The organism is Sporichthya polymorpha DSM 43042, assembly GCF_000384115.1.
GTDB lineage: Bacteria > Actinomycetota > Actinomycetes > Sporichthyales > Sporichthyaceae > Sporichthya > Sporichthya polymorpha.
Map to the genome: position 1 here is coordinate 406,907 of NZ_KB913029.1, position 26,674 is coordinate 433,580.

Consider the following 26,674-nt stretch of genomic DNA (forward strand, 5'->3'; position numbering starts at 1 on the left):
TGGTCCAGGTCTTGCCGTCGAAGTAGGACTTCCACTTGCCGCTGACGACGGTGCAGGAGCCGGTGACCTTCTTCGCCGACTCCAGCCGCAGCACCTCGGAGCGGGTGTCCTGGCAGTCGCGGTCGGCGTCGGTCCAGTGGGAGAACTTCGACCGCGCGTACCCGGAGCGGGTCTCGGTCGCGACCGGCAGACCGCTGATCGCCTTCGTCAGCTTGACCGACACCTTCTGCACGGCCGTCGTCGTGACGGGCTGCGCGGACGCGGCCTCCGCCGGCGCCCCCAGCAGCAGCGTGCCGCTTGCGATCAGCGTTGCGGTGAACGTGCCGGCGACAGCACGGCGTGCAGCAGCACGACGAACACAGAGCATGAAGTCCCCACCCAGAACGGGCGCGCCTCCCCTGGGCGCGCTCGTTCTTCAGGGTCGGTGGGGACCGCGGCACGGTGAGTCCACCGAACCGGCGGAGCCGCTCGCCCGTTCCGGCGGACTTTCCTGGGCCGAACGGCCGACGTCCTCGCTGCGAGATGCTCCGTGGAGCCACTGGACGAGTTGCAACACGAGATCACTCGTGAGGCGGCCGGATCGCCTCAGCTGTTGCAACTCGTCCACTCAGTGCATGGACGCGACGGTCAGGACCGGTTGTAGGTCCACGGGGGCGCGTCCGGACCCACCGGGCAGGTGCAGCCACGCTCCAAGCCCGCAGACTCCGTCGCGCGGCAGTAGCGAGCCGCGATCTGGTCGTGCTCGTCCTCGGCGTGACCGCAGTGGCACAGCTCGGTCGCCGGGGACGCGCTCACCGAGGTGATCATGTGCGCTCCCTTCCCCTGGACTGCGCGAGGGGAGGTACAGGTGCACCGCCCCTGTCCTTGCACCATACGTGGCTTTCGCAGTTCCGGGGCGATCGGCGACTCGCGCGCAGAACGCACTGCCCAGAACAGAACGCAGTGCCCAGGACGGGACTCGAACCCGTACGACCTTGCGGTCAGCGAGGTTTAAGGTCGCCAGATCCTGTTCGTGATGGTCCGTCAGGGTCCATCTTTGCAGGTCAGGCCGGTTCGCGGACGTCGACGTACAGGTACACACGCCGACGAATTGCTACTAGAACTGCTACTAGGACAGCGCACCGAATTGCCCAATGTCACCCGCGGAACTCCCGCCGGTGGTCGCACCCTCCACTTTGGCACGGGCACGCACAGTTGAAAGACTACGGCCACCCAGGTCGATGAACACGTGGCTTAGCTGCCTATGCCCGATGCAATCCGCACGAAGGCTGTCGCGGAAGAAACGGTCCTCGATCTCGCGGCCGTGATTGTCGACGACCGGAACCGCACGCTGGAGGTCGCACGGTCGGCACGTTACGGCCAACCTCGATCGCGTTCACGTCGTGTACTACGGAGTATCGTAGGCAGGAACATCCCCATTGATCAGCTGTTGCGCTTCACGCCGACCTGTTGGCAGGGCCAAATCAGCGGCGGACTCCCGAGGACCGATGACCCTCCACGATGATCCGTCGGGACTGTCGAGGCGGCGATTTCTCGGCCTCACCACTGGCGCCGGTCTCGGGCTGATCGCAGGCTGCGCGGAGGATGCGTCTGGCCCCGGCGCCCGGGGCACGAGCAGCCCGACCAGCGCGCCGACTCCACCTCCCGGCCTGCTGCTCCCCGGTGGCGCCGCAGGCACCTTGGCGGCGGCCCCGGTCGAGATCGACCTGGCAGGGACCGTGGTCAGCACGTGGGCCTACAACGGCATGGTGCCGGGGCCGGAGATCCGCCTCCGGCGCGGCGAGGTGGTGCGCGCGCGGCTGACCAACGCGCTGGCGGAGGAGACCACCGTTCACTGGCACGGGGTGAACCTGGTGAACAGCATGGATGGGGTGCCGTATGTCACCCAGGCGCCGGTGGGCATCGGGGAAGAGTTCGCCTACGAGTTCACAGCGCCGGACGCCGGCTCGCACATGTATCACGCACACGTCGGACACCAGCTCGACCGTGGCCTCTACGGGCCGCTGATCGTCGAGTCCAGCGAGGATGAGGCCCTCGCCTACGACCGCGAGTTCACGCTGATGATCGACGACTGGCGAGACGGGCTCGCCGTAACCGAGCCCGGGACGCACGGCGGCGACCACGGCGGCACTGCGACGGGTGCGCCGTCCGGGCGTGGTCCTACGCTGCGCTTCAACTTCGGTCAGAGCATGCCGTCCGCGGACCCGAGCGCGACGCCGGCGGACGACCTGGAGGCGGACGCCCCCGCGGAGGCCGGAGCGAATCCTGGGGAGCGGCTGGGCGGACGGGTGTATCCGATGTTCCTGATCAACGGCCGGCCCGCCGCCGACCCTCCGACTCTGGACGTGCGCTCCGGCGAGCGGATCCGGCTGCGCCTGATGAATATCGCCGCGGACACCGGCTTCGTGGTCGCGATCGAAGGTCACGCGATGACGATCACGCACACCGACGGCGCTCCGGTCGAGCCGGTGACCGTCGACGCGGTGCGCCTTGGCATGGGCGAGCGCTATGACGTCCTGGTGACCGCCAACAATGCCGGCGTGTGGCAGCTGGCCGCGATGCCGGAGGCCAAGAGGGGGTTCGCCCGCGCCGTAGTGCGGTACGCGGAAGCCGCAGTCAGCACACCGCCCCCGGTGGACCTGCGCCCGGCCGAGTTGACCGGACGCCAAGCCGATTACGACGAGCTCATCTACGCCGGATCCCGCTCCCGGCCGACCGGCGAGCCGGACCGCGTGCACGACCTGACGCTGTCCTCGAACAGCAGGATCAACGGCCAGCGGTACCCGGACGCGGAACCCCTCGAGGTCGCGGCCGGGGAGCTGGTGCGGATCCGGCTTACGAACACCGCGACGCTCGCCCACCCGATGCACCTGCACGGCCACCCGTTCTGGGTGGTCACGGCCGGCGCGAATGGGCCGTTGAAGGACACGGCCCTGGTGGGTCCGAACGGCGGGGTGGCGAGTTTCGATTTTGTCGCGGACAACAGCGGAACCTGGATGTTCCACTGCCACAACCACTACCACATGGAAAACGGCATGGCTCGCCTGTTCGACTACGCCTGACGGCACTTACGGGTGAGCCACCTTCTCCCGGCCCGAGCGGCGAGATGCTCAGCCGGGCATTCCCGCCACTGCGGCTGAGTCGAGCGCACCCTACGAATAATCACGAAACGCCGCACGATCATGCGGGCGATTCGTACCATTTCGCTCTGCTGTGCGCCCTCTCCGCCGCCGGCGGTCCGACCACGCTAGGAGCAGACATGCGCCACCGCCGTGTCAGCGCTGTGATCGGCGGTGCGGTGTTGCCCCTGATTGCCAGTCTGTTCGCGGTCGCCACGGCCGCACCGACGGAGGTCAGCGCCGCAGGGGCTCCTGCCCGGTTCAGGGCGGCCCTGCAGGACGCGGCCTACACCTGTCCCCACCTCCCGCCCGGCCTGCAGGCCGGGCTGATCGACGTGGAGAGTGGCTGGGACGCCACCAAGGTCGATGAGGACACCGGAACCAAGGGCCTAGCGCAACTCTCGCCCCGGATGTGGGCCGCGTGGGGCGAGGACGCCGACTCTGACGGGACGAACAGTCCCCTGGACTCCGCCGACGCCATCGACGCGCAGGCCCGGATGCTCTGCGACTACTACCGGACCGCGGTGCAGTCTCCGCTGAAGGGTGACCGACTCTCCCTTGCGCTCGCCGCGTACCGGCTGGGATGGAACTACCTGGCGAAGGTCGGAGGCCTCGCCGAGTTGCCCGCCGCGCGCGAGTACATCGCGCAGATCAAGGCGCTCGCACCGGCCTACGCGCAGGGTCTCGGAGTCGCGAACTCCTCCCGCTCGCTCTACACGCCGCTACCAAACCCGCGCACGCCGACGAACGCGGTCAAGTCAGCGCGCTCGATGGCGGGTGATTACGGCTGGTTAAGCCTGTGCCTCAACTTCACCGCCCAAGCCTACGGGTGGGACCACTCCGGGACCCGCTACGCCATCGACCACTGGCTGTTCACGCCGAACTCGCTACGCCACCACCGGCAGCGCAACGCCCCCGCCGGTGCACTGATGTTCTGGGACACCGGCCTGCGCGCCGGCCACGTCGCGATCTCGCTGGGCGACGGCTACGTCGCCACCAACGACGTCATCACCCCAGGACGGATCAGCATTGTCCCCGCGTCGACGATCGATGAGACGTGGAACGCGCGCTACCTCGGCTGGACGCCTCCCTATTTCCCGGACGGCGTGTAGCGCGTCCCTCAGGCCCGACACGCTCGGTCCGCGGACGTGCCGCGCTTCCTACACAACGGTCGCGAAGTTGGCCGTCCAGATGCGCATCTGGATCGATAACTCCGTCCACATCCCACTGACCAGCAGGACGCCGAGCAGGCACATCATCACGCCCCCGGTTCGCATCACCACGAGATTATGAGCGCGGACCCAGCTGACCGCCCCGAGCAGACGCCGCATTCCCAAGGCCACGCCGATGAACGGCAGCCCGAGACCCATGCTGTAGACGAAGGTCAGGAACGCGCCGCGCCCGGCGCTCGCGCTGTCGAACGCCAACGCCTGGACGGCGCCGAGTGTTGGCCCGATGCACGGCGCCCACCCGACACCGAACAGCACCCCCAGCAGTGGTGCCGCCAGCAGGCTCGCCGACGGTGCCCGGTGCAGGAAACGGAGGTCCCGCTGCATGACTGGCAGGAACCCGAGGAAGCTCAGTCCGAGGACGAACGTGAGCACTCCGAGGACGCGGTTGATCGTGCGTTCGTGCTCGATGAGCTCGGCCCCGGCATAGCCGAACAGCGCTCCGAAGGACACGAACACTGCCGCGAAGCCGAGGATGAACAAGCTGGTGCCGAGAAGAAGTCTTCCGCGGCGGGCCTCACCGAGATCGGCGCCGGCCATGCCGGTGACGTACGACAGGTAGCCGGGCACCAGGGGCAGCACGCACGGTGAGGCGAACGAGATGAGGCCGGCCAGCAGAGCCACAGGGACGGCGAGCAGCAGCGAGCCCGAGGTCACGGTCTCGGCGAACGACTCGCCCATGCCCCATCCCGTCCGAAGAAGCCGCGCACTGCAAATTCCGCGGCAGCAGATGTTCCCGCGCCTGCGTCCGCTTCGAGCAGTGACAGGGCGGCTAATACTACGGCCGGTCGTAGTTGGGCCGCTGGGGCGGCCGGGCGCGCGCGGTCGCGCGTGGCGTCTGGGCGGTGGAAACGCCGCTACGACTAGTGGAGCTAGGTGAGGCCCTGGGTTCTGCGACGCATGGAGAACAGACCGTAGAGCAACGCGATCAGGATCACTGCACCAGCCGCGCTGAGAATCAGCGCTACGTTGCCACTCCTCTCGCCGACCGTCTCGCTCGCCACTTCCACGGGCTGACCGGCCGTCAGGGTGAAGTCCCACCCCTTGTCGAAGGGGACCACCGGTTCGGCGCCCGGAAGAGTGCGAACCTTGAGCTCGAGGTGCGTCGGGCCGACCGGCAGCGCGCCCAGCGGCGCGACGTAATTCCCCAGCGTTGATCCCTGGACCAGGGTCACGGTCTTCACTGGCGATCCGAGCAGCGCCTTGATATCAATCCCACGAAGCGGCTCACCCGAATCGCCGTCGACCAAGGTTGTGCTGGCCTTCCACCCGCTACCCTCCGGACTGAGAGTGAGATCCGCGACGAGCACCACAGCCTTGCCACCGCTGTGGGCGGAGACCGGCGCCGCGCCGGGTCCGAGGGTGGCCAGGCCGACGGCCAGCACCCCGGCCGCCGCACTCCGCAGAAACCGCATCGATTTACCTCCGAGCATTCGGGGGGCGTTCACCGTCTCGATCGGCTCGTGACAGTAGTTGAGGATTGTTACGCCAATTTTCGTCACGCTTGCCTCACCCACCATCACGTCCCTGAAATCCAAACGAGCAGGAGGGCGATGCAGACGGGGGCCGCGACTGCGCCCTCACCCTCGCCTCAGCCGGAAGTACACGAACGGCACGAACACGAGCGCAGCGAGCGTCGGCAGCACGACGGTCTGCCGGATCAACGAGGTGCGTTGGGGCGCCGGTGATCTGGAACTGCGCGTTCTGCCCGACCTCGCGGTACGCGGAGATGATCACGTCCTCGCCGGCGATGAACTGCGTCAACCGGACCACCAGATCCTGGTTGCCGAAGGACTTCTGGTAGAGGTTCGACGCGGCGTTCGCGGTGCCGAGCACGCCCACCCGAGTGCTAGTGAGTCGCGGGGTCTCCCCGGGTGCCTCGCGCTCCGGAATGTAGGTGAAGCCGGCGAGGGTGTGCACCCCTTCGGTCTGAGGGATCAGCTTGCCAGTCTTGTCGACCCGATAGCTCTTCGGACTGCTCTGAACCAGCGGCGCGACCTGGGGACCTTCGTCGCCGTCGGGGCCGGCCTTATCGATCGCCAGGGTGTTGCTGAACAGCACTGGAGTGTCGTCCTTGTTCAAGGTGTCAACGACGGAGGATGCCGACGGGTAGCGCGAGGAGATGATGGCGGCGGAATCGCCGGCCACGGACTGCGGGTCGCGCAGCGGCTCGGGCAGGAATTTCAGTCCCCACGGGGTGACGAGTTGGTTGAGCTGTCCGATATCGCCTCGCACGGGGTCTGCGGCCACGACGAGCCGGCCCTGCTTCCTGGTGTAGTCCTGCAGAATCTGTAGCTCTTTGATCGGGATCCTCGAGCCCGGGCCGATCACAAGCACGACCTCGCACTGCCGGAGCAGCTGGGGAGCGTCCGTTCCGGACAGGAACACCTCGCTGGTCCGCCAGCCGATGATCCGAAGACGGGCGGCGAACGAGGTCAGCCCTTCGTCCTGAACGTCGTTGATCCGGCGCTCGTCGTGGCCCTGGATGAAGCACGCCAGCGGTGGATCGGTCTCCCCGAGCTGCGTGATCGCGGCGGTCAGCGCACTCTCGACCAGATCGTCGATCTCCCGGGACTTGCCGCCAACGGTCAACAGATAGTCGTTGTAGTCGATCACCCCGGACGCCCGTGCCAGAGCCGGCGAGATGTCCGGATCGATGACCTTGAGCTCGATCTTCGCGCCCGCAGCCTCGTACTTGCGCACCGTCGCCCGGGCCTGGCTCGCCTGCAAGCTGAGACTCGGCGAGAATGCGGTGAGGGTGATCGGAGTTTTCCCGAGCTTGTCAATGATCTCCTGCGTGGCCGCCGAGACGGTCTCCCGGTCGCCGGGGGTCAGGTCGATCTCGCCGGAGGCGGCACCGGCCACCGAGGGCGCGCCTACGACGAAAGCGGTCACGCCGATGAAGGCGGCGACGCGCTGCACCATTACAGGGCGGTTCGAGCCCGCGCGCCGCCGCCCAAGGCTGTACACCGCGATGGCGAGCGCCGCGGCCGCGAGCACCACGAAGTACGCGACATCCTCGGCGGGGAGCACGCCGTCGAGCAACGGGTTCAGCCGGGTCAGCGGGCTGAACTGGTCCACCTTGCCTTCCAGGTTGTCCGGCAGGAACTCGATCAGGCGCAGCACCAGAAGCACAACAAAGGCTAGGAAGGCCGCGCCGACCGAGGTGTTCATCCGCGAGGAGATCGCCAGCGAGATCGCGTTGAACATCGCCGACAGCAGCAGCAGCCCGATCCAGCCGCCCAGCACGCGGGCGAACTCCGGTTCGGCGATGGAATCGAGGCGGACGTAGTAGATCCAGGAGATGCTGACGACCAGCCAGGTGATCAAAGTGTTTGCGACGAACTTGCTCAGCACCATCGCCCAGCGCGGCACCGGCCAGGCCAGCGAGATCTGCAACGCGCCGCTGGCGCGTTCCTCCGCGATCGCGCGGGCGGCCAGGATCGGGCACATCACCAGCAGGGTGTTGACCGTGTTCGCGTAGTACGACTCCAGGTCGGCGGAGTTGTTCGAGCTGACCAGGTCGATGAACAGGATCCCGGAGATCACGATGTAGGCGGCCGCGATCAGGTACCTCGCGGGCCAGAGGAGCAGCGAGGTGAGCTCGCGCTTGAGCAGGGTCAGCACGGTTACTCCGCCACATCCACAGGCACGGTCGCGGACCCCAGGACGGCTTCCCGGAAAGCCTCCTCGAGGCTGTCCGCGGTGGACTCCACCGTCGTCACCGGCCACTTCGCCGACCAGGCCCGCACCAGCTCCGCCACCGCGGCGTCGTCGCGCGCCTGGACCAGCGCGGTGACCCCGCGGGCGTCCGGTTCGACCGCGATCAACGAGGTTCCCTCCACCAGATCGCCGGGGTCCCCGGGTTCGACCCCGGGGTCGTGGATCCGGATCCGCAGCCGCACCGCGTGGCCCATGCCCTCGGCCATCTCCGAGGGCGCACCCCGGTAGACCAGCTTGCCCAACGCCATCACCAGCACGTTGTTGCACATCAGCCGGGCGTCGGTGAGCAGGTGCGTGGACACGATCACCGAGCGGGTCCGCCCGTACTCCTGAAGCATCGAGCGCATGTCCAGGATGTTGAGCGGGTCCAGGCCGTTCATCGGCTCGTCGAGGATCGTGACCAGCGGGTCGCCCATCAACGCCTGGGCCATGCCGACGCGCTGCTTGTTGCCTTTAGACAGGTTGCCGACGATCCGGTCCGGTACGGCGCCGAGTCCGGTCCGGGAGATCGCGAGTTCCACGGCAGCACTTCGTTCCGCGCGTGGGATCCGCTTGGCCTCGGCCGCGAATGCCAGGTACTCGGTCACCCGCATCTCGTTCGGGAAGGCGACCCGCTCGGGCATGAAGCCGAGCAGCTTGCGGGCCGCGCGAGGATTACGGGCGACGTCGGCGTCGCCGATCCGGATGGTCCCGGCGTCCCAGGCGGCGATGCCCGCCATGCAGGTCATCAGCGAGGACTTGCCGGCGCCATTGGGCCCGAGCAGCCCGGCGATGCCCGGCCCGAGGGTGAAGGACACGTCGTCCACGGCGGTGCGCGTGCCGTAACGGCGGGTCAGCTGGCTGACGGCCAGCAACGACTTGCCGTCGGATTCCCGAGCTCCCGAGACGGCCCGAGAAGTGTCGGCAGGCGCGCTCATGTCGGGCATCCGGGCGACGCTAGAGACCGTTGTTGCACCCAGGGTGAGGCACAGCCATCTGTCACCGTTTCGCGACCTCCCCGCGCGCTCAGGACCCCTCCGACCTAGCGCGGACGGTACGTTGCTCGTTTTCCGCGACCGGAAGCGTGGCTGTCGGGTGACGACGATGGCTGGACCGCCCGAACCTTTAGACCCGTCCCCGGCGGAAGACGGCTGCTACGGAGCATAGTAGTTCTCGCCTCTTGGCTCCAGCGCCCGCCGGTTCGCCGGCCCCGCCGGCCCCGCCACACTCACGCATCCTGGCTGCTAACCGGCGGAGGATCTAAAGACGGTGATGGACCGCATGGGACCAGCCAGATCCAGACCACGCAGAAGTATCTCCAGGCCCCCCTCGCGTCAGGGCGGGAGGACTCAGTGCTCGGAGTGCGACTTCGCGGTCGAGCCCAGTACCGCCCCGGCGTGCGCCTTGGCCGTCGGGTCGTTGCGGGTCTTGATCAGGCTGGCCACCGTCACGACGGTGAGGATCACGACGATGACGGCGAGGCTGACCGGCGTGCTGACCTCCGGCAGGTCGTGGGTGACGTCCTCGTTCAGCCAGTGGAGGATCAGCTTGACCCCGATGAAACCGAGGATGATCGCCAGGCCGGTGGACAGGTAGACCAGCCGGTCGAGCAGGCCCTTGACCAGGAAGAACAACGCCCGCAGGCCCATCAGGGCGAAGGCGTTCGCGGCGAAGACGATGTACGCCTCCTCGGTGACGCCGAACACCGCGGGGATCGAGTCGAGGGCGAACAGCAGGTCGATCGAGCCGATCGCGAGCAGCACGATCAGAAGCGGCGTGACCATCTTCCGGCCGTCCACCTTGGTGACGAGCTTGCCGTCGACGAAGGTGTCGGTCACCGGCAACAGGCGCCGGGCCGGGCGCACCACGCCATTGCTTTCGATGTCCGGGTCCTCGTCACGGTGGCGGAACAGCTGGACCGCCGTGAACATCAGCAGCAGCCCGAACAGCAGGAACATGAACGAGAACACGGCGAGCAGCGCCGCGCCGAGCAGGATGAAGACGGCCCGCATCGCGAGGGCGAGCACGATGCCGAAGGTCAGCACCTTCTGCTGGTGCGCCTCGGGGACTGCGAAGGTGGTCATGATGATGACGAAGACGAACAGGTTGTCGACCGACAGGCTGTACTCGACGATGTAGCCGGCGAAGAACTCGGTGCCGTAGTCGCTGCCGTGGGCGATCGTGAACCAGGTCCCGAACGCGATCGCGACGCCGATGTAGAACAGAGTCCAGGCCGCCGCTTCGGCGAAACCGACCTTGTGCGGGCGAAGGGCGCCGAGGACGAGATCGAACGCCAGCAGCCCCAGCACGAGGGCCACCGTCAGCGTCCAGGTCAGTGCACTGATCTCGAGGTCCAACGCCGCCCCTTCTCGGGGCGCCCTCGCCCTCTACGGACTACGACCCGGACCGCCGCAACGTTCCGCTTCCCGCGGCGAGGACGAGCCATTCGCCGCGTGAAGCAGGTCACGCAACCGTGACGTGGCGCGTTGACGGGCAGCCTACTACTACGGTCTCTAGTAGTCGATATGTCCGGGCCCGAGACGGGCTCTTTGGTTCGCACCGGTGGAGGACCGGCACCAGAGAGAGTGAAGCAGTTCCCCATCTGACGGTGTCTATCCGGCGGCATTGACTCCGCCCCGCCCTCCGGCACGCACGAAGAAGGGACTGCTAGGTCGAAGGGGTACTCGCACTTGTCGCGAGCGACTTCATCGAAGAACCCCAGGACGAGGGCTCTCGCAAGGTCGCTCCGATCTCAACTCCGTGTGCCAGAGCACCGCACGAGATGCCGTACCAGCAGCCGGGAGCCCACTCTCCGTGAGGGGATTCGGTACACCAGACTCAACATCTGCAAACTCGCGTTACTTGGAGCCTTCCCCTCGGTCGGTAGCCTCCGGCAGTTCGGCCGAATCCGGGTCATCGCCACTAGGCGGAGCCTCAACCTCGGCAACAGGCGAAGCGTTCTGTGCAGCATCGAGAGATTCCGGTTCTCGGCCGGAGCCTAGGAGTACGGCGGTGCTAATCAAGGCGACGACAGCGACAGGAATCCCGATGAACACGGCCAGTACCTGCCACCAGCTCATGCCCGCTCCGCAATGTCGACGACTTGCTGCGCCGAATGGATCCTCGTGCCACCGTCCAACGGTCGCGGCCGCCGGCCCAATCAGCACGAGAACCCACCCTGCCCCTGCCACTCCAACCTACTACTACGCATAGTTCACCCAGCTCGTCCGCGTCCGTCACGGCGAGGCCGCGGGGCCCGACCGCGGCGACGGGGCACGAAGGCTGCCGAGAACTAAGGCGAACCCGCCGACGGTGATGAGCACATCCGCCCCGTTGAAGGTCGGGAACCAGCCGGTGTGCAGATAGTCGGTGACCACCCCGTCCGCCGCTCGGTCGGCGAGATTGGACACCGCCCCGGCCAGCACCACCACCAGGGCGAATGCCGTGACGGGTGCACCGGTGCCGGGCGTGCGCCACACGAAGACCGCCAGACCGGCGACGATCGTTCCGGTCACCGCCAGCACCAATGCGCTCGGCAGAGCGCTGCCCAGACCGAAGGCCACGCCGGGGTTGAACACCAGGCGAAGCTCGATCAGGGCGAGGTCGACCGCCTGGCCGTCGGAGAGATCGCGTTCGGCCCAGGCCTTGAGGCTCAGATCGAGCGCGGCCAACACCCCGGCGCCGGTGAGCGCGAGGGCACGCACCCGGGTCACTGCGACGGCACGAGGCGTCGGATCTCCGACCGTCACGACGCCGTACCGGCCAGCGCCGGCCGGGCAGACTCGCTCGGGTGCCGCGCCGGCGGCAGGCCAACCGGCTTGGTTCGCCCGGCACGGACTCCGTTGGCGATGACGACGACCTCGGCGAGTTCGTGCACGAGAACCACGGCCGCGAGGCCGAGCACCCCGAGCAGCGCCAGGGGCATCAGCGCGGTGATGAGGGCCAAGGACAGCCCGATGTTCTGCAGCATGATGCGCCGGGCGCGTCGAGCGTGCCTGAACGCCAGCGGCAGGTGACGCAGGTCCTCACCCATGAGGGCGACATCGGCGGTCTCGATGGCAACGTCCGATCCCATGGCGCCCATGGCAATCCCGAGGTCCGCCGTCGCCAGCGCCGGGGCGTCGTTGACCCCGTCCCCCACCATGGCCATCGACCGGGAGCGGCCCAGCTCCTCGATCAGCCGCGCCTTGTCCTCCGGACGGAGCTCGGCGTGCACCGCCTCGATTCCAATTCGGGCAGCGAGCGCGGCGGCGGTGGTGCGGTTGTCACCGGTGAGCATGGCCACCGCGTAGCCGTCGCGGCGCAGCTGCGCGACGACATCGGCCGCCTCCGGGCGCAGCTCGTCCCGGACCGCGACCGCACCTAGCAACGTTCCGTCGCGCTCGACGAGCACGACAGTTGCCCCGGCGCCTTGCATCCGCTCGACGTCCCCGGCCAGTGATCCGGCGTCGAGCCATCCCGGACGGCCGAGGCGTAGGAGCTGCCCGTCCCGGCGCCCAGTGAGCCCGGCACCGGTCACCGCCTCCACCCCTTCGGCCGGACGGACATCGTCGGTTGCCGCGAGGATCGCGCGGGCGAGGGGGTGTTCGCTGCGGGCCTCGAGGGCGGCGGCCACGTCCAGCACGGTTCCGCGTGACACCCCGTCAGCTGCGGCCACATCAACGACGGTCGGCCGGTTCGCGGTCAGCGTCCCCGTCTTGTCGAACGCCACTCCGCGCACCCGGCCCAAGGCCTCCAGCGCGGCGCCCCCCTTGACCAGCACGCCGATCCGGCTGGCCGCGCCGACCGCGGCGACCACGGCGACGGGCACGGAGATGGCCAGCGCACACGGCGAGGCCGCGACCAGCACGACTAGGGCGCGCTCGATCCAGGTAGACGGGTCCCCGAAGAGACTGCCCAGGGCCGCGATCACTGCCGCGGCGACCATGATCCCCGGCACCAGCGGCTTGGCGATTCTGTCGGCGAGCCGCTGACTCGCCCCCTTGCGGGACTGTTCGGCCTCCACGATCTTGACGATGCGGGCCAGAGAGTTGTCCTCCGCGGTCGTGGTCACCTCGACGGTGAGCGCACCGGTGCCGTTGATGGAGCCGGCGAAGACCTCACTGCCCGGGCCGACCTCGACCGGCACGGATTCGCCGGTGATGGCCGAGACGTCCAGCGCGGTCCGACCCTCGGTGATGACCCCGTCGGTGGCGATTCGCTCCCCGGGCCTGACCAGCATGCGGTCCCCGACCCGGAGTTCAGTAGGGGCCACGACGGTCTCCACCCCGTTCCGCACGACCGTCGCTTCCGCGGGGACGAGGGACAGCAGCGCACGCAGACCGCGCCGGGTGCGCGCCAGCGAGTACTCCTCCAGCCCTTCGCTGATCGAGAACAGGAATGCCAGCATCGCGGCCTCGCCGACCTCCCCGAGAAGGACGGCACCGACCGCGGCGATCGTCATCAGCGTCCCTACGCCGATCTTGCGCTCGACCAGCCGGAGCAGCGTCGCGGGCACGAAGGTGTAAGCGCCCACGATGAGCGCCAGCCACTCCATCGCGGCGGTCGCCGCGTCGGCGCCGCCGGAACTGCGCCCGGTGAGCCAGGCTGAGACCAGAAGTACACCCGAGATCACCGCGAACTGCAGCTCACGGATTTGCCAGAAGGCCTCGGGCTCCCGCTCTTCACCGTCGGCAGTGTCGCCGCCACCGCAGCCGCACGCGTCGCTCATCGCCGCTTATCCTTCCTTCCGATTTCTGGGTCGGCCGTGCCGTACACCGGGCAGAGTGCGACTGCGTTGCCCGTCGCCGCCAGCAGGGTCTCGGCGGCCGCCAGCAGGTCGAAAAGCTCTGGGCGGGCCAGGCTGTAGAAGATCTGCCGCCCCTCCGGCCGCCCGATCACCAGGCCACAGTCCCGCAGGCACGCCACGTGGGCCGACACCGTGGACTGCGCCAGGCCGAGCTGCTCCATGAGATCGACGACCCGAGCCTCGCCACCCGCCAGACGGGTGACGATCGCCAGACGGGTGACATCCGCGAGGCTGTGGAACAACGCCCCAGCCGCGCTCAGGGCCGCGTCTTCGGCGCCTCCCGGTGAACAAGCCGCTCGTCGATCAATCGCCATAAGACGATGATAGCAAAGTAGGGCGGTAGGTCAGCGGCATGCCAGTGATGGAGCTGCAACGCCGATGACCATTTGTCGAAACATCAATGGCGCACGCTTTCGATCCATGGGCTGGGTGCACTCGACGGTCATCGGGGCGGCTGCGTTCATGTCCGGGGCGCTGACGATCTTCAACCTCGATCACTCCGATGCGGGATCGGCGCACCCGTCAACAACCAGCGCCGAGGCGGCATTCGCCCGCGACATGCAGAACCACCACGCGCAGGCGATCGAGATGGCGGTCATCGCACGGGATCGCTCGTCGGATCCCCAGATCCGGGAGATCGCCTCGGACCTGGCGCTGAGTCAGCAGCAGGAGATCGGACAGATGCGCGCCCTGCTCGTCGTATGGGGACTGCCGTCCGTGGGGCCGATCTTCATGGACGACGCCAACGGTAACCACACCATGGGCCCGGCCGCGATGGGCATGGTGAGCCAGGGCGAGATCGACAAGCTCGGGACGCTCTCGCGCAAGGCGGTCGGGATTCGATTCTTCGAGCTGATGATTCCGCATCATGAGGCGGGCGTCGTCATGTCCGAGAAGGTGTTGGCCCAGACTGACGACCCGGCCGTTCGGGATCTCGTGACGACGATTCTTCGTGTCCAGCGGGACGAGATCACGCTGTTGAAGGATCTGCTCCGCCAACGCGGCGTCAAGGTCGGCGCCTGAGGGAGTTGCCCTAAGGTGACGCCTCTCAGGCCCGACGGCGACCTCATGCATCGCGGCCGTGTCAGGGTCAGATGATGGATGGGCTGGCTTCGAATGGCACGAGGATGAGCGCTTCCATTCCGGCGGCGTCGCGGACGCTGATGCCCAGCTGCCACTTGCCAGCGCTAGGCACGGTGAAGGCCGCCGCGAAGTGGCCTTGTCCAGTACTGCGCAACCCGTAGCGGGACGAACGCTCCGTCCCTCCAACTGCACGCAGGTCGATGGCCGCCACCGCGATCTCATACGGCTTACCGAGATCGTCGGTCACGGAGATGTGTAGTTCGTTGGGTAGACCACCGAACGCGGGACTGATCACAGCCTCCACGAAGCCTCGGCCTTGGGCTGGTCCCGGCGGGACGACCAAGGGCGTCACGAAAGCGCTGGGCTCCTGGTTTGGCGTGAGTGCGGCCAGCCGGAATCCCACGGTCGTCTCGATGGCCGAGGCGACCAGCATCAGAGGCGTTGCCTCGGCAGAGGCCGCGGCCTGCTTGGACCGATGCGCCGCTTCCGCCGGCTGGGTGCTGACAAGCGTGGCGGTCACAGCCAGCACGACCGCACCGAGACTGGTCTCGATCGCCACCAGGCGGCCGAACGGGCCTGTGCCGGCAGCGGTGACGGCCGCAGGCTGACGTGAGGTCGACACCGAGGTGGCCCGACGTCCCTTTGGCCTCCGGTCGGTCTTGAGAGTGGCCAACAGGTGAGGGGCGGCCCACCACCGGGCGAGGGCACCCAGGGCCAGGATCCCTGCGACCAAGGCGAGTTTGACGATCAGCCAGCCGCCGTAGGCCGTGGAGGTGAGTGCATCCGCCGAACCCACCTGCCGCCACGTCTGCAGCACCCCGGTTGCCACCAGCGTCAGCACGCACACGGTGGCCGTGCGGGAGAACACCGGAACAGCCCGAGACAACGCGGCAGACTCCCGCACCCGCAGCAGAAGTACGAGCAAGGCTGGCATTCCTCCCAGCCAAGCGCTCATCGCCAGCATGTGAGCCAGATCCACCGGCAAGGTAAGGACTGACCCGCCGCCATCCGCACTGTGGGTGGCCAAGCTCCAGGTCAAAGCCAGCACTCCGCCGATGAGCAAGGTTGCGAGCGCGGGACGCGCGCCGGCCAACTCCCGCGGATTCGCGTCGGGAACCTCGGGAGGTGATTGCGTGCGCGATCGCCGCAGCCAGAAATAGAGGCCCACGCTGACGAGCGCCAGCACGGTCAACCGGAGCACGAGTAGTTGACCAACCCGGGTTCCGAGCGACAGGTCGAAGAGTTCCGGATCGACGCTGTCGGCGATTCCCGCCCCGGAAATGTAGGGGCCGTAGAGGGCGAAGCTCGCCAGGGATGCGAGGGAGAGGGAACCCAAGCCGATCCAGAGCAGCCTTCGCACCGACGACACGGTCAGTCCGGCCGGCCAGGCGGTGAACACCAGCAGCAACGTTCCGAGGGCAAGCGCCAAGCCGACGAACGCGACCCAGCGGGCGATACCGAGACCAAGGCCGAGCAGGTCGTCGGTTTCGCCCAGCACGTCTGGGGCTGCCGAGGCGGTCGCCACCCCGACGCTGAACTGGAAGGCTCCCTGGACCGGATGTCCGTCGGTGGACACCACGCGGTAGACCACCGATCGTGTTCCGCGGCTCAGGGAGTCCGGCAGGTCTACGGCGATCGAGGCGGCGTTGTCTCCGACGTGGGTCAGGGCGCCCAGCCCGTCGGTCACCGCGCCGTTGGGCTCGACCACCCGTACCACCGACGTGTCGAGATCGATGCTGTCACTGAAGATCAGTTCGATACCGCCGGGTGGAGTGTCCAAGACCTGATCCGCCCGAGGCGAGGTGCTCACGAGGTCAGCGTGGGCGGCCGCCGGTCCCGCCGAGATCACCACCGCAATGCTCGCCAGGACGGTCGCGACGAGCAGGCCCGCGATCGCACGCCACAGCTGAGCTCTCATCCGGTGTGCTGTTCTCTGGTCGCGTGAGCCGGTGTGGCGGCTGCACCTGAAACACTGAGCGGGATGCGGGGAGCTGTGACCGGGTTCGCCGGCGCTACGTCGAACAGCGTGGCCATGCCGGTCATCCCGGCCTTCGTTTCCGAGTGGCTGAAGATGTGACAGTGCATCATCCAGGCACCTTCGCGCGTGGGGACCCAGACGAGGTCGAAAGTCTGTCCGATCCCGAGTAGGAGGGTGTCGGCCTTGTACGGCTGAGGCAGCCTGTTCCCGTCTTGCGCCACCACTTCGAAGAAGCCTAGGTGCAGATGAATGGAGTGGATCATCTCGGGTCCGGCGCCGATGAGCCGGATCCGGACGCGCTCGCCAACCCGGGCCGCCATCCGGGTAGTGGCCGGGAAGCTCTTGCCGTTGATGACGAATCCGAGCGCGCCGTCGGAGAAGATCATCGTGTAGTCGCGATCAGATGCGATGTCACCGACGAGCGGCACCACGTCAAGCAGTCCGAAGACGCCGCGACCTTCCTGGTCGCCGTGCATGTGGGAGTGGTACCAGTGCGTCCCGGTGCTGATCGCGGTCCACTCGTAGGCGAAGTTGCCCTGCGGGGGGATCGTCTTCTGGGTGACGCCCGGCACACCGTCCTGCTCGTTCGGCAAGTCCATGCCGTGCCAGTGAATCGAGGTCCCCTCGGCCATCTTGTTGACGACGTTGAACCTCAGCTTGTCGCCCTGGTTGACGCGGATCGTCGGCGCCGGGATTGTGCCGTTGACGGACAGGCCGTCCTTGACCCGCCCCGGCTCAGTCTCGTGCTTCTTCGGCGCCAGGACGAGATCGAACACCTTGACTCCATCGACCAGTCTCCACGCGGCCAGCGTTGTGCCGTCCCCTAGGTCTTTCGGTTCCTGAGAGGTCTGCGTGAGGTCGGGCAGCGCCGGTGCGGCGTCGGACACAGACCCCGCTTGCGAGACGGATGCCGAAGCCTCAGACCCAGGGACCAATAGGGCTAGCGCCGGGAACGCCGCGAGGATCAGCAACGCCGCCGCGGTGGCGAGGGCGACGTGACGCGCGTCCCCGTCGCCTGTCCTGCGAGGCGACAGCCGGGGGGTACGGGGGCGTCCGACCACGACGGTGGTTCCCTTCTGAATGGGTAGTCGTGCCCGCCCGTCGGCACTCGTCCGCGCGGACCGCTCGACCGGTGCGAGGCGTCTCCTACGGCGATTAGTACAAGCCGTCGTTTCGGAGACGGCTCATCACTGTTACCGGCCGATCAACAAACCGTCTCGCTGCTTCGGGTCACGGATCCCGCGCCCGTCCTCGGCGGATCCACCGGCCTAGTAGCCTGCCCCGCACGGGCTACTAATTCGAGTAGTAGGTCGCACCGTGGTGACTGATGTATCCGACGAGTCGAGGTGAGCTGCCTGACGCCGAACTCGGAGCGCGGAAGTCGCCGCGGGAAGCCCGCTCGCGATCCCGTAATGCTGGTACTGATGCTCGCCGCCGGCGTGTTGACCGCGAGCGCGGTCGGAGCTCTCGCCTTCCAGGGCCTGGATGCCGGTAGTGACGCCGGGGGGCCGCCCAGCGAGCTCTTCGGCACGGTGACCACCACACCCACCGCCCGCCACGTCGACGGGAAGGTGCGGTACACGGAGACGCCGCCGGCCGGGGGAGACCACGCGCCCGCCTGGCTGAACTGCGCGACCTACACACGGCCGGTTCCCGATGAGAACGCGGTCCACTCCCTCGAACACGGGGCGGTGTGGATCACCTACCACCCCAAGCTCGCGGTCCCGGACCTCAAACGCCTGCTCGATCTCGCCCCCCTGGACTACACGATTCTCTCGCCCTACCCGGGCCTTCCCAGTCCGATCGTCGTTTCTGCCTGGGGCCGCCAGCTCGCGATCTCCAATCCGGCGGACCCGAGACTGCTGGAATTCATCCGGCGCTTCCGACTCGGCCCCCAAGCGCCGGAGGCTGGAGCACCGTGCGCCGGCGGCGTCGGCGGCTGACGCCGCCGGGCCTCACTCCTATCGTTCGTAGTAGGTTGGGTCCGCCATCGACACTGCAGCCCGGGAGTTCGCGTTGACCCAGAAGGCTCGCTCCAGCAGCAAGGCGAAGTCGACTTCGCCGCGCCCCACGAACGCCCCGGAGAATCGGCGCACCAAGGTGGAGGCCATGCGGCGCGAGCAGGCCCGCCGCCAGCGCCGCCGGACCATTGCGGGCTCCGCGGCCGGAGTGGGGGCTGTCGCCGTCTTCATCGCCGTCATCGCCGTGGCCGTGAGTAAGGACGACGACAACACAACCGCAGCCAGCCAAGAGATCCCGGGGGTGCTGACGTCTTCCCCGAAAGCTGGGCACGTGGCGACTCCTGTGAAGTACGAACAGACTCCGCCGGCCGGAGGTGAGCACGCCGCGGCCTGGCTCAACTGCGGGACCTACACCGCGCCGGTTCCGAACGAGAACGCCGTGCACGCGATGGAGCACGGCGCGGTCTGGCTCACCTACCGCCCCGACCTGCCGGCCGCCCAAGTGGCGACGCTCAAGAAGGCGATGCCCGACTCCTTCGGCCTCCTGTCGCCGTACCCGGGCCTGCCGAGTCCGGTGGTCGCCTCAGCGTGGGGCCGCCAGCTGCCGCTCGACGCCCCCGACGATCCCCGCCTCGCTGAGTTCATCCGCGCCTTCCGCCTGGGCGAGCAGGCACCCGAGCCCGGGGCGCCGTGCACAGGTGGCATCGACGGAAGCGGCTCCCCAGGCAGTTCGTGATGGTCGACATCGACCCGGCCGTCACCAGTTCGCCCAATCGGGCCGGCGCACGCCGCGGGCAGCGGTGGCCGCTCGCTCTGTGCGTCGTTCTGCTGGTTGCTGCCGCCGGGGTGCTCCTCGGGCTGCGGCTGGACAGCGACTCGTCCACGGCGCCGGCTGACGACTCGGCGGCCGCCGGATTCGCCCGCGACATGCAGACCCACCACGCGCAGGCGGTGGAGATGTCGATGATCATCCGGGACCGCACGCAAGACCCGGAGATTCGCACCCTCGCCTACGACATCGCCCTGGGGCAGCAGCACCAGATCGGGCAGATGTTCGCCTGGCTCCAGCTGTGGGACCTCCCTCAAACCGGGGAGGGCCCGCGGATGGCGTGGGCGGCCGCGGCCCATCCCGGGTCCGGCGGCGACGACGGGAGCGGCACGACGGCGATGGATCACGCGATGCCCGGGATGGTCCCGGCCGCAGACGTCCAGAAGCTAGCCACCTTGCGGGGCCGCCAGGCCGAGGCGTGGTTCCTCAATCGCATGATTGAGCACCACCGCGGTGGGGTGGCGATGGCCGAGGCGGCCTTGACCTTCGAACTCCCGGACGACGTGCGGCGCCTGGCCGAAACAATCGTCAAAGCCCAGTCCGCGGAGATCGAGGCGCTCGACGCGCTGCTGGCCCAACGCACAGGCACGCGGTGACGGGCGACGCCCTTCTGGCTCTCCTTGCGCTGGCACCGGTGGTCTCTGTGCTCGCCCTCCTGCTGGTCATGGGCCGACGCCGACGGGGACGGCCCCGCGGGCGGAGCCGCGGACGATGACGCGCTCCGGTCCGAAATCGGTGGTCGGGCTTGCGGTCCCGTTGACGGCGATCGCCGTCGCCTGCGGCGCGGTGCTGCTGACCGGCGGAGCAGCAGCCCTTCCCGCCGGCGTCCCCGACCCGGGCTCCCTCGCGCGCTGGGGCCTGCCCATGTTGAAAGCGATGCACGATGTTGCGGCGGCGGGAACCATCGGACTGCTGGTGCTCGCCGCTGTCCTCGTGCCCGCCCAGCCGGGGAGCCGCGGACGTGACCTCGGGGCAACCGGGTTGCGGGCGACACGCGCAGCCGGGGCGGGCGCGCTCGTGTGGGCAGGTGCCGGCTTCGGCGTGCTCGTCCTCAGCTACGCGGACCTGTCCGGGGTGTCCCCGTTCTCCTCAGGCTTTACCGGGCAACTCCGCTTCTTCATCACCGAGTTCGATCTGGGCCGGTCCTACGCCGTCAGCGCGCTGATGGCGGGCGCGGTGGCCGCCGGCTGCCTCCTTGTGATCCGCGTCTCGAGCGCCGGGCTGCTCGCTCTCGCCGCGCTGGTCGCGTTGTTCCCGCTGGCTCTCACCGGTCATTCCTCCGGTGACGCCAACCACGGCAACGGAGTAACGCTCCAGGCCGCACATGTGGTCGGAGTCAGCGTCTGGGTGGGGGGTCTTGCGGCCCTGCTGCTTCTGCGCCCACACCTCGGCGCGGCCGGGCGGGTCGTCGCCACCCGCTACTCGCGACTGGCCGGGTGGTGCTTCGCGGTCGTGGCGATTTCGGGCGTCGGCAACGCGGTGTTGCGACTGGACGGCTGGTCCGGTCTCCGCTCGGACTACGGAGCGCTGCTGATCGCGAAGGTGTGCGTCCTCATTGTGATCGCCGCGATCGCCGTCCGCCAACGTCGGGCGCTGCTGTCCACTGCCGTCGATGCCGTGACCACGGGGCAACTCCTGCATCTCGCCCGCGTCGAGGTGATTCTCCTGGCGACGGCTGTCGGGCTGGGTGTCGCACTCTCCCGGACCAGCCCCGGATCGACGGACGAATCGGAGCTCCTCCCTGCGTTTGAATCGCCGCTGGGATATCCCGTCCCCGCCGAGCTGACACGCCTGGGGTGGCTGACCGCATGGCGCACCGACCTGATGTGGCTCAGCGTCGCCGGACTTGCGGCGGGCTGGTACGTGCGCGCCGTCATCCAGCTGCACCGGCGCGGAGACCGCTGGCCGGTTCTCCGCCTCCTGTCGTGGGTGGCGGGGTGCGTCCTCCTGGTCTGGGCCACCAACGGCGCGCCGGGAGCCTACGGCCGCGTCCTGTTCAGCATGCACATGGTCTCGCACATGACGATCGCCATGTTGGTGCCGGTACTCCTCGTGCTCGCGGCGCCGGTGACGCTGGCGCTGCGCACCCTGCCCAGCCGGGCCGACGGGAGCCGGGGTCCACGGGAATGGCTGTTGGTCCTGGTGCACGCGCGGGCGTTTCGACTGCTCGCCTGGCCGCCGGTGGCCGCGGGCAACTTCGTCATCAGCCTGGTGCTGTTCTACAACACCGGCCTGTTCGAACTGGCGCTGCGCACCCACGCCGGCCACGTTCTGATGACAGCTCATTTCCTCCTCGCGGGCTACGTCTTCGCGTGGGTGATCTGCGGGCCGGACCCCGGGCCGGAGCGCCCGCCATACGTGTTCCGGGTGATGCTCCTGCTGGGCACATTCGCGTTCCACGCCTTCTTCGGCCTGGCGCAGATGAGCAGCACCACGGTCCTCGCCGAGTCCTGGTTCGCCGCGATTCCCCGCGAGTGGGGACCGAGCCTGTTGGCCGACCAACAGCGCGGCGGGGGTTTTGCCTGGGGCTTCGGCGACATTCCCGTAGTAGTGATGGCGCTGGCTCTGGGTCGCGCCTGGCTGACGGCCGATCGACGGGAGGCCCGACGTCTGGATCGGCGCGCCGACCGGGACGGTGACGCGGATCTGCAGGCGTACAACGCGTACCTGGCGCGGCTCGCCGAGGGCGCCCCGGCGCCGCGGACGGACGGATGGGTTCCAAAAATCGGCGATCACCGATAACATCGGTAGATGCCGATGAGGACCCCTGCCCCCCGGGCCGCGTCTTCGGACCGGCAGCTGATGGCCGCTGCGTGCCTGTTCCGGGGGCTGTCGGAACCCAACCGGCTCGCGATTGTGCAGCACCTGACCCGGGGGGAGCACCGCGTCGTCGACCTCGTCGACCACCTCGGGTTGGCCCAGTCCACGGTGTCCGAGCACCTGGCCTGCCTGCGGGACTGCGGTCTGGTGACGGTCCGTCCCGAGGGCCGGGCTTCCTGGTATTGCCTGTCCCGTCCGGAGCTGTTCGACCTGCTGACCGCCGCGGAATCCTTCCTCGCAGCTACCGGTGAGCAGGTCGTGCTCTGCGTGACCGCGGAGGCCGTGACGCCGAAGCGGGGCAGTCTGCGATGAGCCACGACCACGACCACCAGGCCAGTGCACCCAAGACTGTGCTGGCCAGCGTCCTCGGTGTCACCCTCGTGGTCTTGATCGCCGAGGTTGTCGGCGCCCTCTGGTCGGGCAGTCTCGCCCTACTCGCGGATGCCGGGCACATGCTCACCGATGCCGCCGGGCTCTCTTTGGCGTTGTTCGCCGCGGTGTTGATGCAGAGGCCTCCGAGTGACCGGCTCACCTGGGGCTACCGGCGCGCGGAAATCCTGGCGGCCGCCGCGCAGGCGGCGGTGTTGCTTGCGGTGGCGAGCTACATTCTCGTTGAGGCAGTCCGCCGGATGTTCGACCCGGGCGAGATCGAGTCCGGTGTGATGGTCGTCTTCGGCGTGGTCGGCCTCCTGGGCAATGCGGTGGCGATCGGTCTGCTCGCCCGTGCTCGCCGTACGCACGGCGAGAACCTGAACACCCGGGCCGCCATGCTCGAGGTGATCAACGACGCCCTCGGCTCGGTGGCGGTGCTCGTCGCCGCGGCGGTCATCGCCCTGACCGGGTGGGCGCGCGCCGACGCCGTCGTGTCGTTGCTGATCGGCGTTCTGATCGTGCCGCGGACGTGGCGGATCCTGCGCCAGGCGGTCAACATCCTGCTCGAAGCCACGCCGAGCGACCTCGACATGACCGAGGTCCGGCGCCACCTGTTGGAGCTCCCCCATGTGCAGGCCGTGCACGACCTCCACGCATCGACGGTCGGAACGGGGCTACCCGTGCTCACCGTGCACCTGGTGGTGGACGACGACTGCTTCCACGACGGACACCTCATGACGCTGCTCGACGAGGCTCAGGACAGGCTGGCGGGGGTCTTCGACGTGGAGCACTCGACGATTCAGTTCGAAGCCGCATCGCACTCGGCCCACGAACGACACGCACACGCGTGAGGGCGGAAAGGCCGGTGCAGGTCCTGACGGTGGGTCAGGGTCGGGTGGCGCCCGCCCAAGGCATGTCCGTGACCGGTCGGATCTTCACGCGGTCGCGCGGGTTGGGCGCATCCACCATCAGCCCGTTGCCGACATAGATCGCGACGTGGCTGATCGGGCTGTAGAAGTACACCAGGTCGCCCGGGATGAGTTCCGCGCGCGAGACTTTTCGGCCGGTCTGGAACTGCAGCCGCGAGGAGTGCGGCAAGGAGACGCCGGCCTCCCGCCACGCCATCATCGTCAGGCCGGAACAGTCCCAGGCGTCGGGCCCGGCGGCCGCCCATACGTAGCGGTCGCCGAGCTGCTTGATCGCGAAGTCGACAGCCTTGGCCGCGCGGGCGGTCTCCGGAATCGGAAGGCTCGCCAGCATCGTGCGCGGATCGCTACGGGAAGCGCGGTCGAACTGGGACTGCTGACGGGCCGTCAGCCGGTTCAGGACCTCACGGGCGGCGCGCAGCTTCTGCTCGACCTGCGACTTCTCCACCGCGAGCGTCTTACGCTGCGCTTCGACTGCGGCCAGATGCTGGGCGGCAGCAGTTTGATCGGCCACCAGCTCGCGCCGGGCCTCGACCACCTTCCGCAACGACGCCGCCTCGCGGGTGGTGAGGGCGTCCAGCGACGTGGCCCGCTCCAGGAAGGCGTCGGGATCGTCCGCGAACACGAGCTGCAGCGTCCGGTCGAGGCCGCCGTTGCGATAGGCCGCAGCAGCGAACGCGCCGACCGAGGACTGCAGCGCGGCGACCTCCGCCTGTTGGCTGGCCGCACGCCGCTGGGTGCGATCGAAGTTGCCCTCCGCCTCACGCAGGGAGATCCGGGCATCGTTGTAGCGCTCGGTCGCCTGCTCGGCCTGGTGGTAGAGGATCTCGACCTGGCGACGCGCTTCGGCAACGTCGAGCTGTGGCTCCGCCCGGACGGAGCCCGTCAGACCGGTCACGGCGACGACAGCGGCAGCGCTGGCGGCGCCCGCAGCGAGAAGCGGTCGCAGCCCGCGCGGGCGTCGGCGACGAATCATCACGCACCCTCCGCAACTGGTCAGCGCACCGACGCGCACATGCACTACTAACCCTGATAGGAGACGCTAGTTGGTGGACACAGGACGAGCACGCCGTCTGCCCGGTGTTGACCTGCCCTTGAACCGATCCGTCGCTGGTTCGCAGGTCGAAGGATACTACTATTTACGATAGTACAAGGCACGACCCTGGGAGGGACGCGCAGGTGAAGGCGTCACACCGACCATCGGCAGAAGCGGTCGATTGGCGCACCGCTGCGGAGTGCGCTGCCATGGATCCGGACATCTTCTTCCCCATCGGAACGGCGGGCCCGGCGCTTAGTGATGCCAGCCGTGCCCTGTCGGTTTGTCGTCGTTGTCCGGTCACAGCAGCCTGTCTGGACTGGGCGCTCCGTTCCCGGCAGGAGTTCGGGGTTTGGGGCGGCACGACCGAAGAGGAGCGGGAGCTCCTGCTCCGCCGGGGCCGCCGGTCCTGGCAGCCCTAGTCGCCCTCACCCGTCCGCAGCGGTGCGCCGCCCGGGCGCCCTCCGGTGCGCAGATGCGTGAAGCGAGGATCCGATTCCCACCAGGGTCGGACCATCGGGCCCTCGTCGACGTGCAGTTCGTCCAGCACCGCATCGACCTCGCGGGCGGTCTGCGCATCAGCCAGCCGCGCCAGCCAGAACGCGATGATGATGAACGGGATGCCGGCGATGTGGCCGACCAGCCAGTACCAGCCGCCGCCGATCTTCTGATCCATAGCCAGGGTCGGCCCCCAGTCCCGGGCGACTTCGGCGTAGAAGTCAGGCGCGATGACTCCCCCGCCGGTGATCAGCGCGAGCCCGAGCGCAGCGTTCGCGATCACCTCGCCCATCCCGATGAACATCGACAGCAACTGGGGATAGCGAGCCGGGACGGGGTCGAGCTGCAGCCGGGTCCAGTAGTAGACGAAGCCGAGAAAGAGCAAGGTCGTCAGGCTGAGCACGTCGGCGACCTCGTGGCGCAGCGTCGCTTCGAACCAGGGCGAGAAGAAGTAGATCCACGGCAACACCAGAAACAGGGCCGCCCCGAAGAACGGGTGCCCGAGGCGTCGAGCCGCCGAGCTGCGCAGCAGGTCGGCAGCGGCTCGACGGTGAGACGGCGACATCCCGGCCGCCACGAGTGATAGCGGCATCCCCAGCGCCAGCAGCAGCGGCACGACGATGAACACCGCGGACACCATCGTGGCCCGCGCCCAGAACAGGGTGTCGGCGTACGCGCCCAGGAACGAGTGCGTGATCAGCACCAGCGAGCCCGTTCCGGACAGGAATGCGGCGGTCCGGTACCAGGGCCAGCGGGCACCGAGCCGCTTCGCGCGGTGCACGCCCGCGAGATAGGCGAGGGACAGGCCGACCGCGACGGCGAGCATCGGCCAGTCGGTCGTCCAGCCCCGCCATGCGGCGGTGGTGGACGTCAGCGGCTCCAAATCCGCGGACACTGGCACAAGCCAGACCGGGATCACCCCGACCTGAGCCACCCCAACCTGGATCATGTCAATCGTCGTCAACGGCAGGGTGCGGTCGCAGGGCTTCCGCCGGCACAGACGCGGGAGCCGCGGTTTCCGACGTGGCGACGGCAGGCTCGGGTGCCCCCGAATTACGTTCCGCCCAGCCTCCTGGCTGACGTGCCGCGTCCAACCGCTTCATCCGCCCGATGATGGACCGGCCCAGCAGACCCACGGCGACCACGCTGGCGAGGAAGAAACCCAGGCCGAGCACGCCGGGCGACACCTTCGACTCGTCGAGGGGGATGGGCGGCGGAGTAGACGCATGCGCCAGGAGCCGTTCGAGTCCGAACCCCACTTGTCTCGCACCCCGCACGGTAGCCGGACCGTTTCACCTAACTCCTATGTACGATAGTAGTTGCCGGTCGGAGG

At 68.4% G+C, this 26,674-nt stretch carries 23 protein-coding genes and 1 pseudogene; 10 read left to right on the forward strand and 14 right to left on the reverse strand.

Annotated features, from left to right (window positions below; translation table 11 throughout):
• Together SPOPO_RS34690 and SPOPO_RS0102055 are read right to left on the reverse strand one after the other, a co-directional pair.
• Positions 1 to 367 (reverse strand): annotated as a pseudogene (locus SPOPO_RS34690) (hypothetical protein); the annotation flags it as partial.
• 260 nt (positions 368 to 627) lie between these two features.
• Positions 628 to 807 carry an RGCVC family protein gene (locus tag SPOPO_RS0102055; RefSeq protein ID WP_019872882.1) on the reverse strand — a complete coding sequence of 60 codons (180 nt, stop codon included), beginning with the start codon at positions 805 to 807 and terminating at the stop codon, positions 628 to 630.
• Positions 808 to 1,679: 872 nt separating this feature from the next.
• Between SPOPO_RS0102055 and SPOPO_RS0102060 the strand changes: the two genes are divergently transcribed.
• Both SPOPO_RS0102060 and SPOPO_RS32215 read left to right on the forward strand, forming a co-directional pair.
• On the forward strand, positions 1,680 to 3,062 hold the full coding sequence (locus SPOPO_RS0102060) for a multicopper oxidase family protein (RefSeq protein ID WP_019873118.1): 1,383 nt from the start codon (positions 1,680 to 1,682) through the stop codon (positions 3,060 to 3,062).
• 197 nt (positions 3,063 to 3,259) lie between these two features.
• Entirely contained in the window at positions 3,260 to 4,231 is a 972-nt protein-coding gene (locus tag SPOPO_RS32215; RefSeq protein ID WP_019873119.1) for a lytic transglycosylase domain-containing protein, read from the forward strand.
• A 48-nt stretch (positions 4,232 to 4,279) separates the two neighbouring features.
• Here SPOPO_RS32215 and SPOPO_RS0102070 read toward each other — a convergent pair whose 3' ends face one another.
• The 8 genes from SPOPO_RS0102070 to SPOPO_RS27130 all read right to left on the reverse strand — a co-directional run bounded on the left by SPOPO_RS0102070 (position 4,280) and on the right by SPOPO_RS27130 (position 14,152).
• Entirely contained in the window at positions 4,280 to 5,029 is a 750-nt protein-coding gene (locus tag SPOPO_RS0102070) for a cytochrome c biogenesis CcdA family protein (protein ID WP_019873120.1), read from the reverse strand.
• A 191-nt stretch (positions 5,030 to 5,220) separates the two neighbouring features.
• The gene (locus tag SPOPO_RS0102075) at positions 5,221 to 5,865 is read right to left on the reverse strand and encodes a hypothetical protein (RefSeq protein ID WP_245541672.1); all 645 of its coding nucleotides are present in this window, start codon (positions 5,863 to 5,865) and stop codon (positions 5,221 to 5,223) included.
• Complete coding sequence (locus tag SPOPO_RS0102080) at positions 5,858 to 7,975, reverse strand: ABC transporter permease subunit (protein WP_019873122.1); 2,118 nt, start codon at positions 7,973 to 7,975, stop codon at positions 5,858 to 5,860. Before SPOPO_RS0102080 ends, SPOPO_RS0102075 begins: the two co-directional genes overlap by 8 nt.
• A gap of 2 nt (positions 7,976 to 7,977) precedes the next feature.
• Positions 7,978 to 8,988: an ABC transporter ATP-binding protein gene (locus tag SPOPO_RS27125; protein WP_084670845.1), complete on the reverse strand. Its 1,011-nt coding sequence runs from the start codon at positions 8,986 to 8,988 to the stop codon at positions 7,978 to 7,980.
• 411 nt (positions 8,989 to 9,399) lie between these two features.
• Positions 9,400 to 10,407, reverse strand: a complete 1,008-nt coding sequence (locus tag SPOPO_RS0102090; protein ID WP_019873124.1) for a TerC/Alx family metal homeostasis membrane protein — start codon at positions 10,405 to 10,407, stop codon at positions 9,400 to 9,402.
• Positions 10,408 to 11,286: 879 nt separating this feature from the next.
• Positions 11,287 to 11,799, reverse strand: coding sequence for a signal peptidase II (locus tag SPOPO_RS0102095; RefSeq protein WP_028984447.1), 513 nt, complete (start codon positions 11,797 to 11,799; stop codon positions 11,287 to 11,289).
• The gene (locus SPOPO_RS0102100; RefSeq protein ID WP_019873126.1) at positions 11,796 to 13,760 is read right to left on the reverse strand and encodes a heavy metal translocating P-type ATPase; all 1,965 of its coding nucleotides are present in this window, start codon (positions 13,758 to 13,760) and stop codon (positions 11,796 to 11,798) included. Before SPOPO_RS0102100 ends, SPOPO_RS0102095 begins: the two co-directional genes overlap by 4 nt.
• A complete protein-coding gene (locus tag SPOPO_RS27130; protein ID WP_051098260.1) occupies positions 13,757 to 14,152 on the reverse strand; it encodes an ArsR/SmtB family transcription factor in 396 nt (131 codons plus the stop codon). Before SPOPO_RS27130 ends, SPOPO_RS0102100 begins: the two co-directional genes overlap by 4 nt.
• Positions 14,153 to 14,258: 106 nt before the next feature.
• On the opposite strand from SPOPO_RS27130, the gene SPOPO_RS27135 reads away from it, so the two are divergent.
• The gene (locus SPOPO_RS27135; protein ID WP_019873128.1) at positions 14,259 to 14,861 is read left to right on the forward strand and encodes a DUF305 domain-containing protein; all 603 of its coding nucleotides are present in this window, start codon (positions 14,259 to 14,261) and stop codon (positions 14,859 to 14,861) included.
• A gap of 67 nt (positions 14,862 to 14,928) precedes the next feature.
• Here SPOPO_RS27135 and SPOPO_RS0102115 read toward each other — a convergent pair whose 3' ends face one another.
• Both SPOPO_RS0102115 and SPOPO_RS27140 read right to left on the reverse strand, forming a co-directional pair.
• Complete coding sequence (locus SPOPO_RS0102115) at positions 14,929 to 16,839, reverse strand: copper resistance CopC/CopD family protein (protein WP_019873129.1); 1,911 nt, start codon at positions 16,837 to 16,839, stop codon at positions 14,929 to 14,931.
• Positions 16,836 to 17,786 carry a multicopper oxidase family protein gene (locus SPOPO_RS27140; protein ID WP_245541674.1) on the reverse strand — a complete coding sequence of 317 codons (951 nt, stop codon included), beginning with the start codon at positions 17,784 to 17,786 and terminating at the stop codon, positions 16,836 to 16,838. Before SPOPO_RS27140 ends, SPOPO_RS0102115 begins: the two co-directional genes overlap by 4 nt.
• A gap of 537 nt (positions 17,787 to 18,323) precedes the next feature.
• Here SPOPO_RS27140 and SPOPO_RS0102125 point away from each other — a divergent pair.
• The 6 genes from SPOPO_RS0102125 to SPOPO_RS0102150 all read left to right on the forward strand — a co-directional run bounded on the left by SPOPO_RS0102125 (position 18,324) and on the right by SPOPO_RS0102150 (position 23,732).
• Entirely contained in the window at positions 18,324 to 18,842 is a 519-nt protein-coding gene (locus SPOPO_RS0102125) for a thioredoxin-like domain-containing protein (RefSeq protein ID WP_156869494.1), read from the forward strand.
• A gap of 166 nt (positions 18,843 to 19,008) precedes the next feature.
• Positions 19,009 to 19,596 (forward strand): thioredoxin-like domain-containing protein, encoded by a 588-nt coding sequence (locus tag SPOPO_RS0102130; RefSeq protein ID WP_084670847.1) that lies wholly within the window; start codon positions 19,009 to 19,011, stop codon positions 19,594 to 19,596.
• The gene (locus SPOPO_RS0102135) at positions 19,596 to 20,285 is read left to right on the forward strand and encodes a DUF305 domain-containing protein (RefSeq protein ID WP_245541675.1); all 690 of its coding nucleotides are present in this window, start codon (positions 19,596 to 19,598) and stop codon (positions 20,283 to 20,285) included. The genes SPOPO_RS0102130 and SPOPO_RS0102135 overlap by 1 nt, the downstream gene beginning before the upstream one ends.
• Positions 20,286 to 20,400: 115 nt before the next feature.
• On the forward strand, positions 20,401 to 22,431 hold the full coding sequence (locus tag SPOPO_RS27145) for a bifunctional copper resistance protein CopD/cytochrome c oxidase assembly protein (protein WP_245541676.1): 2,031 nt from the start codon (positions 20,401 to 20,403) through the stop codon (positions 22,429 to 22,431).
• A 9-nt stretch (positions 22,432 to 22,440) separates the two neighbouring features.
• A complete protein-coding gene (locus SPOPO_RS0102145; RefSeq protein ID WP_019873136.1) occupies positions 22,441 to 22,821 on the forward strand; it encodes an ArsR/SmtB family transcription factor in 381 nt (126 codons plus the stop codon).
• Entirely contained in the window at positions 22,818 to 23,732 is a 915-nt protein-coding gene (locus tag SPOPO_RS0102150; protein WP_019873137.1) for a cation diffusion facilitator family transporter, read from the forward strand. Before SPOPO_RS0102145 ends, SPOPO_RS0102150 begins: the two co-directional genes overlap by 4 nt.
• Before the next feature lie 34 nt (positions 23,733 to 23,766).
• Here the strand turns inward: SPOPO_RS0102150 and SPOPO_RS0102155 are convergent, their stop codons facing one another.
• A complete protein-coding gene (locus tag SPOPO_RS0102155) occupies positions 23,767 to 24,783 on the reverse strand; it encodes a C40 family peptidase (protein ID WP_028984450.1) in 1,017 nt (338 codons plus the stop codon).
• A gap of 203 nt (positions 24,784 to 24,986) precedes the next feature.
• Here SPOPO_RS0102155 and SPOPO_RS33475 point away from each other — a divergent pair, with 203 nt between their 5' ends.
• On the forward strand, positions 24,987 to 25,265 hold the full coding sequence (locus SPOPO_RS33475) for a WhiB family transcriptional regulator (protein ID WP_281168145.1): 279 nt from the start codon (positions 24,987 to 24,989) through the stop codon (positions 25,263 to 25,265).
• Here SPOPO_RS33475 and SPOPO_RS27155 read toward each other — a convergent pair.
• The gene (locus SPOPO_RS27155) at positions 25,262 to 26,236 is read right to left on the reverse strand and encodes a cytochrome c oxidase assembly protein (RefSeq protein ID WP_245541678.1); all 975 of its coding nucleotides are present in this window, start codon (positions 26,234 to 26,236) and stop codon (positions 25,262 to 25,264) included. The genes SPOPO_RS33475 and SPOPO_RS27155 overlap by 4 nt on opposite strands.
• Between the last annotated feature and the right edge of the window lie 438 nt (positions 26,237 to 26,674).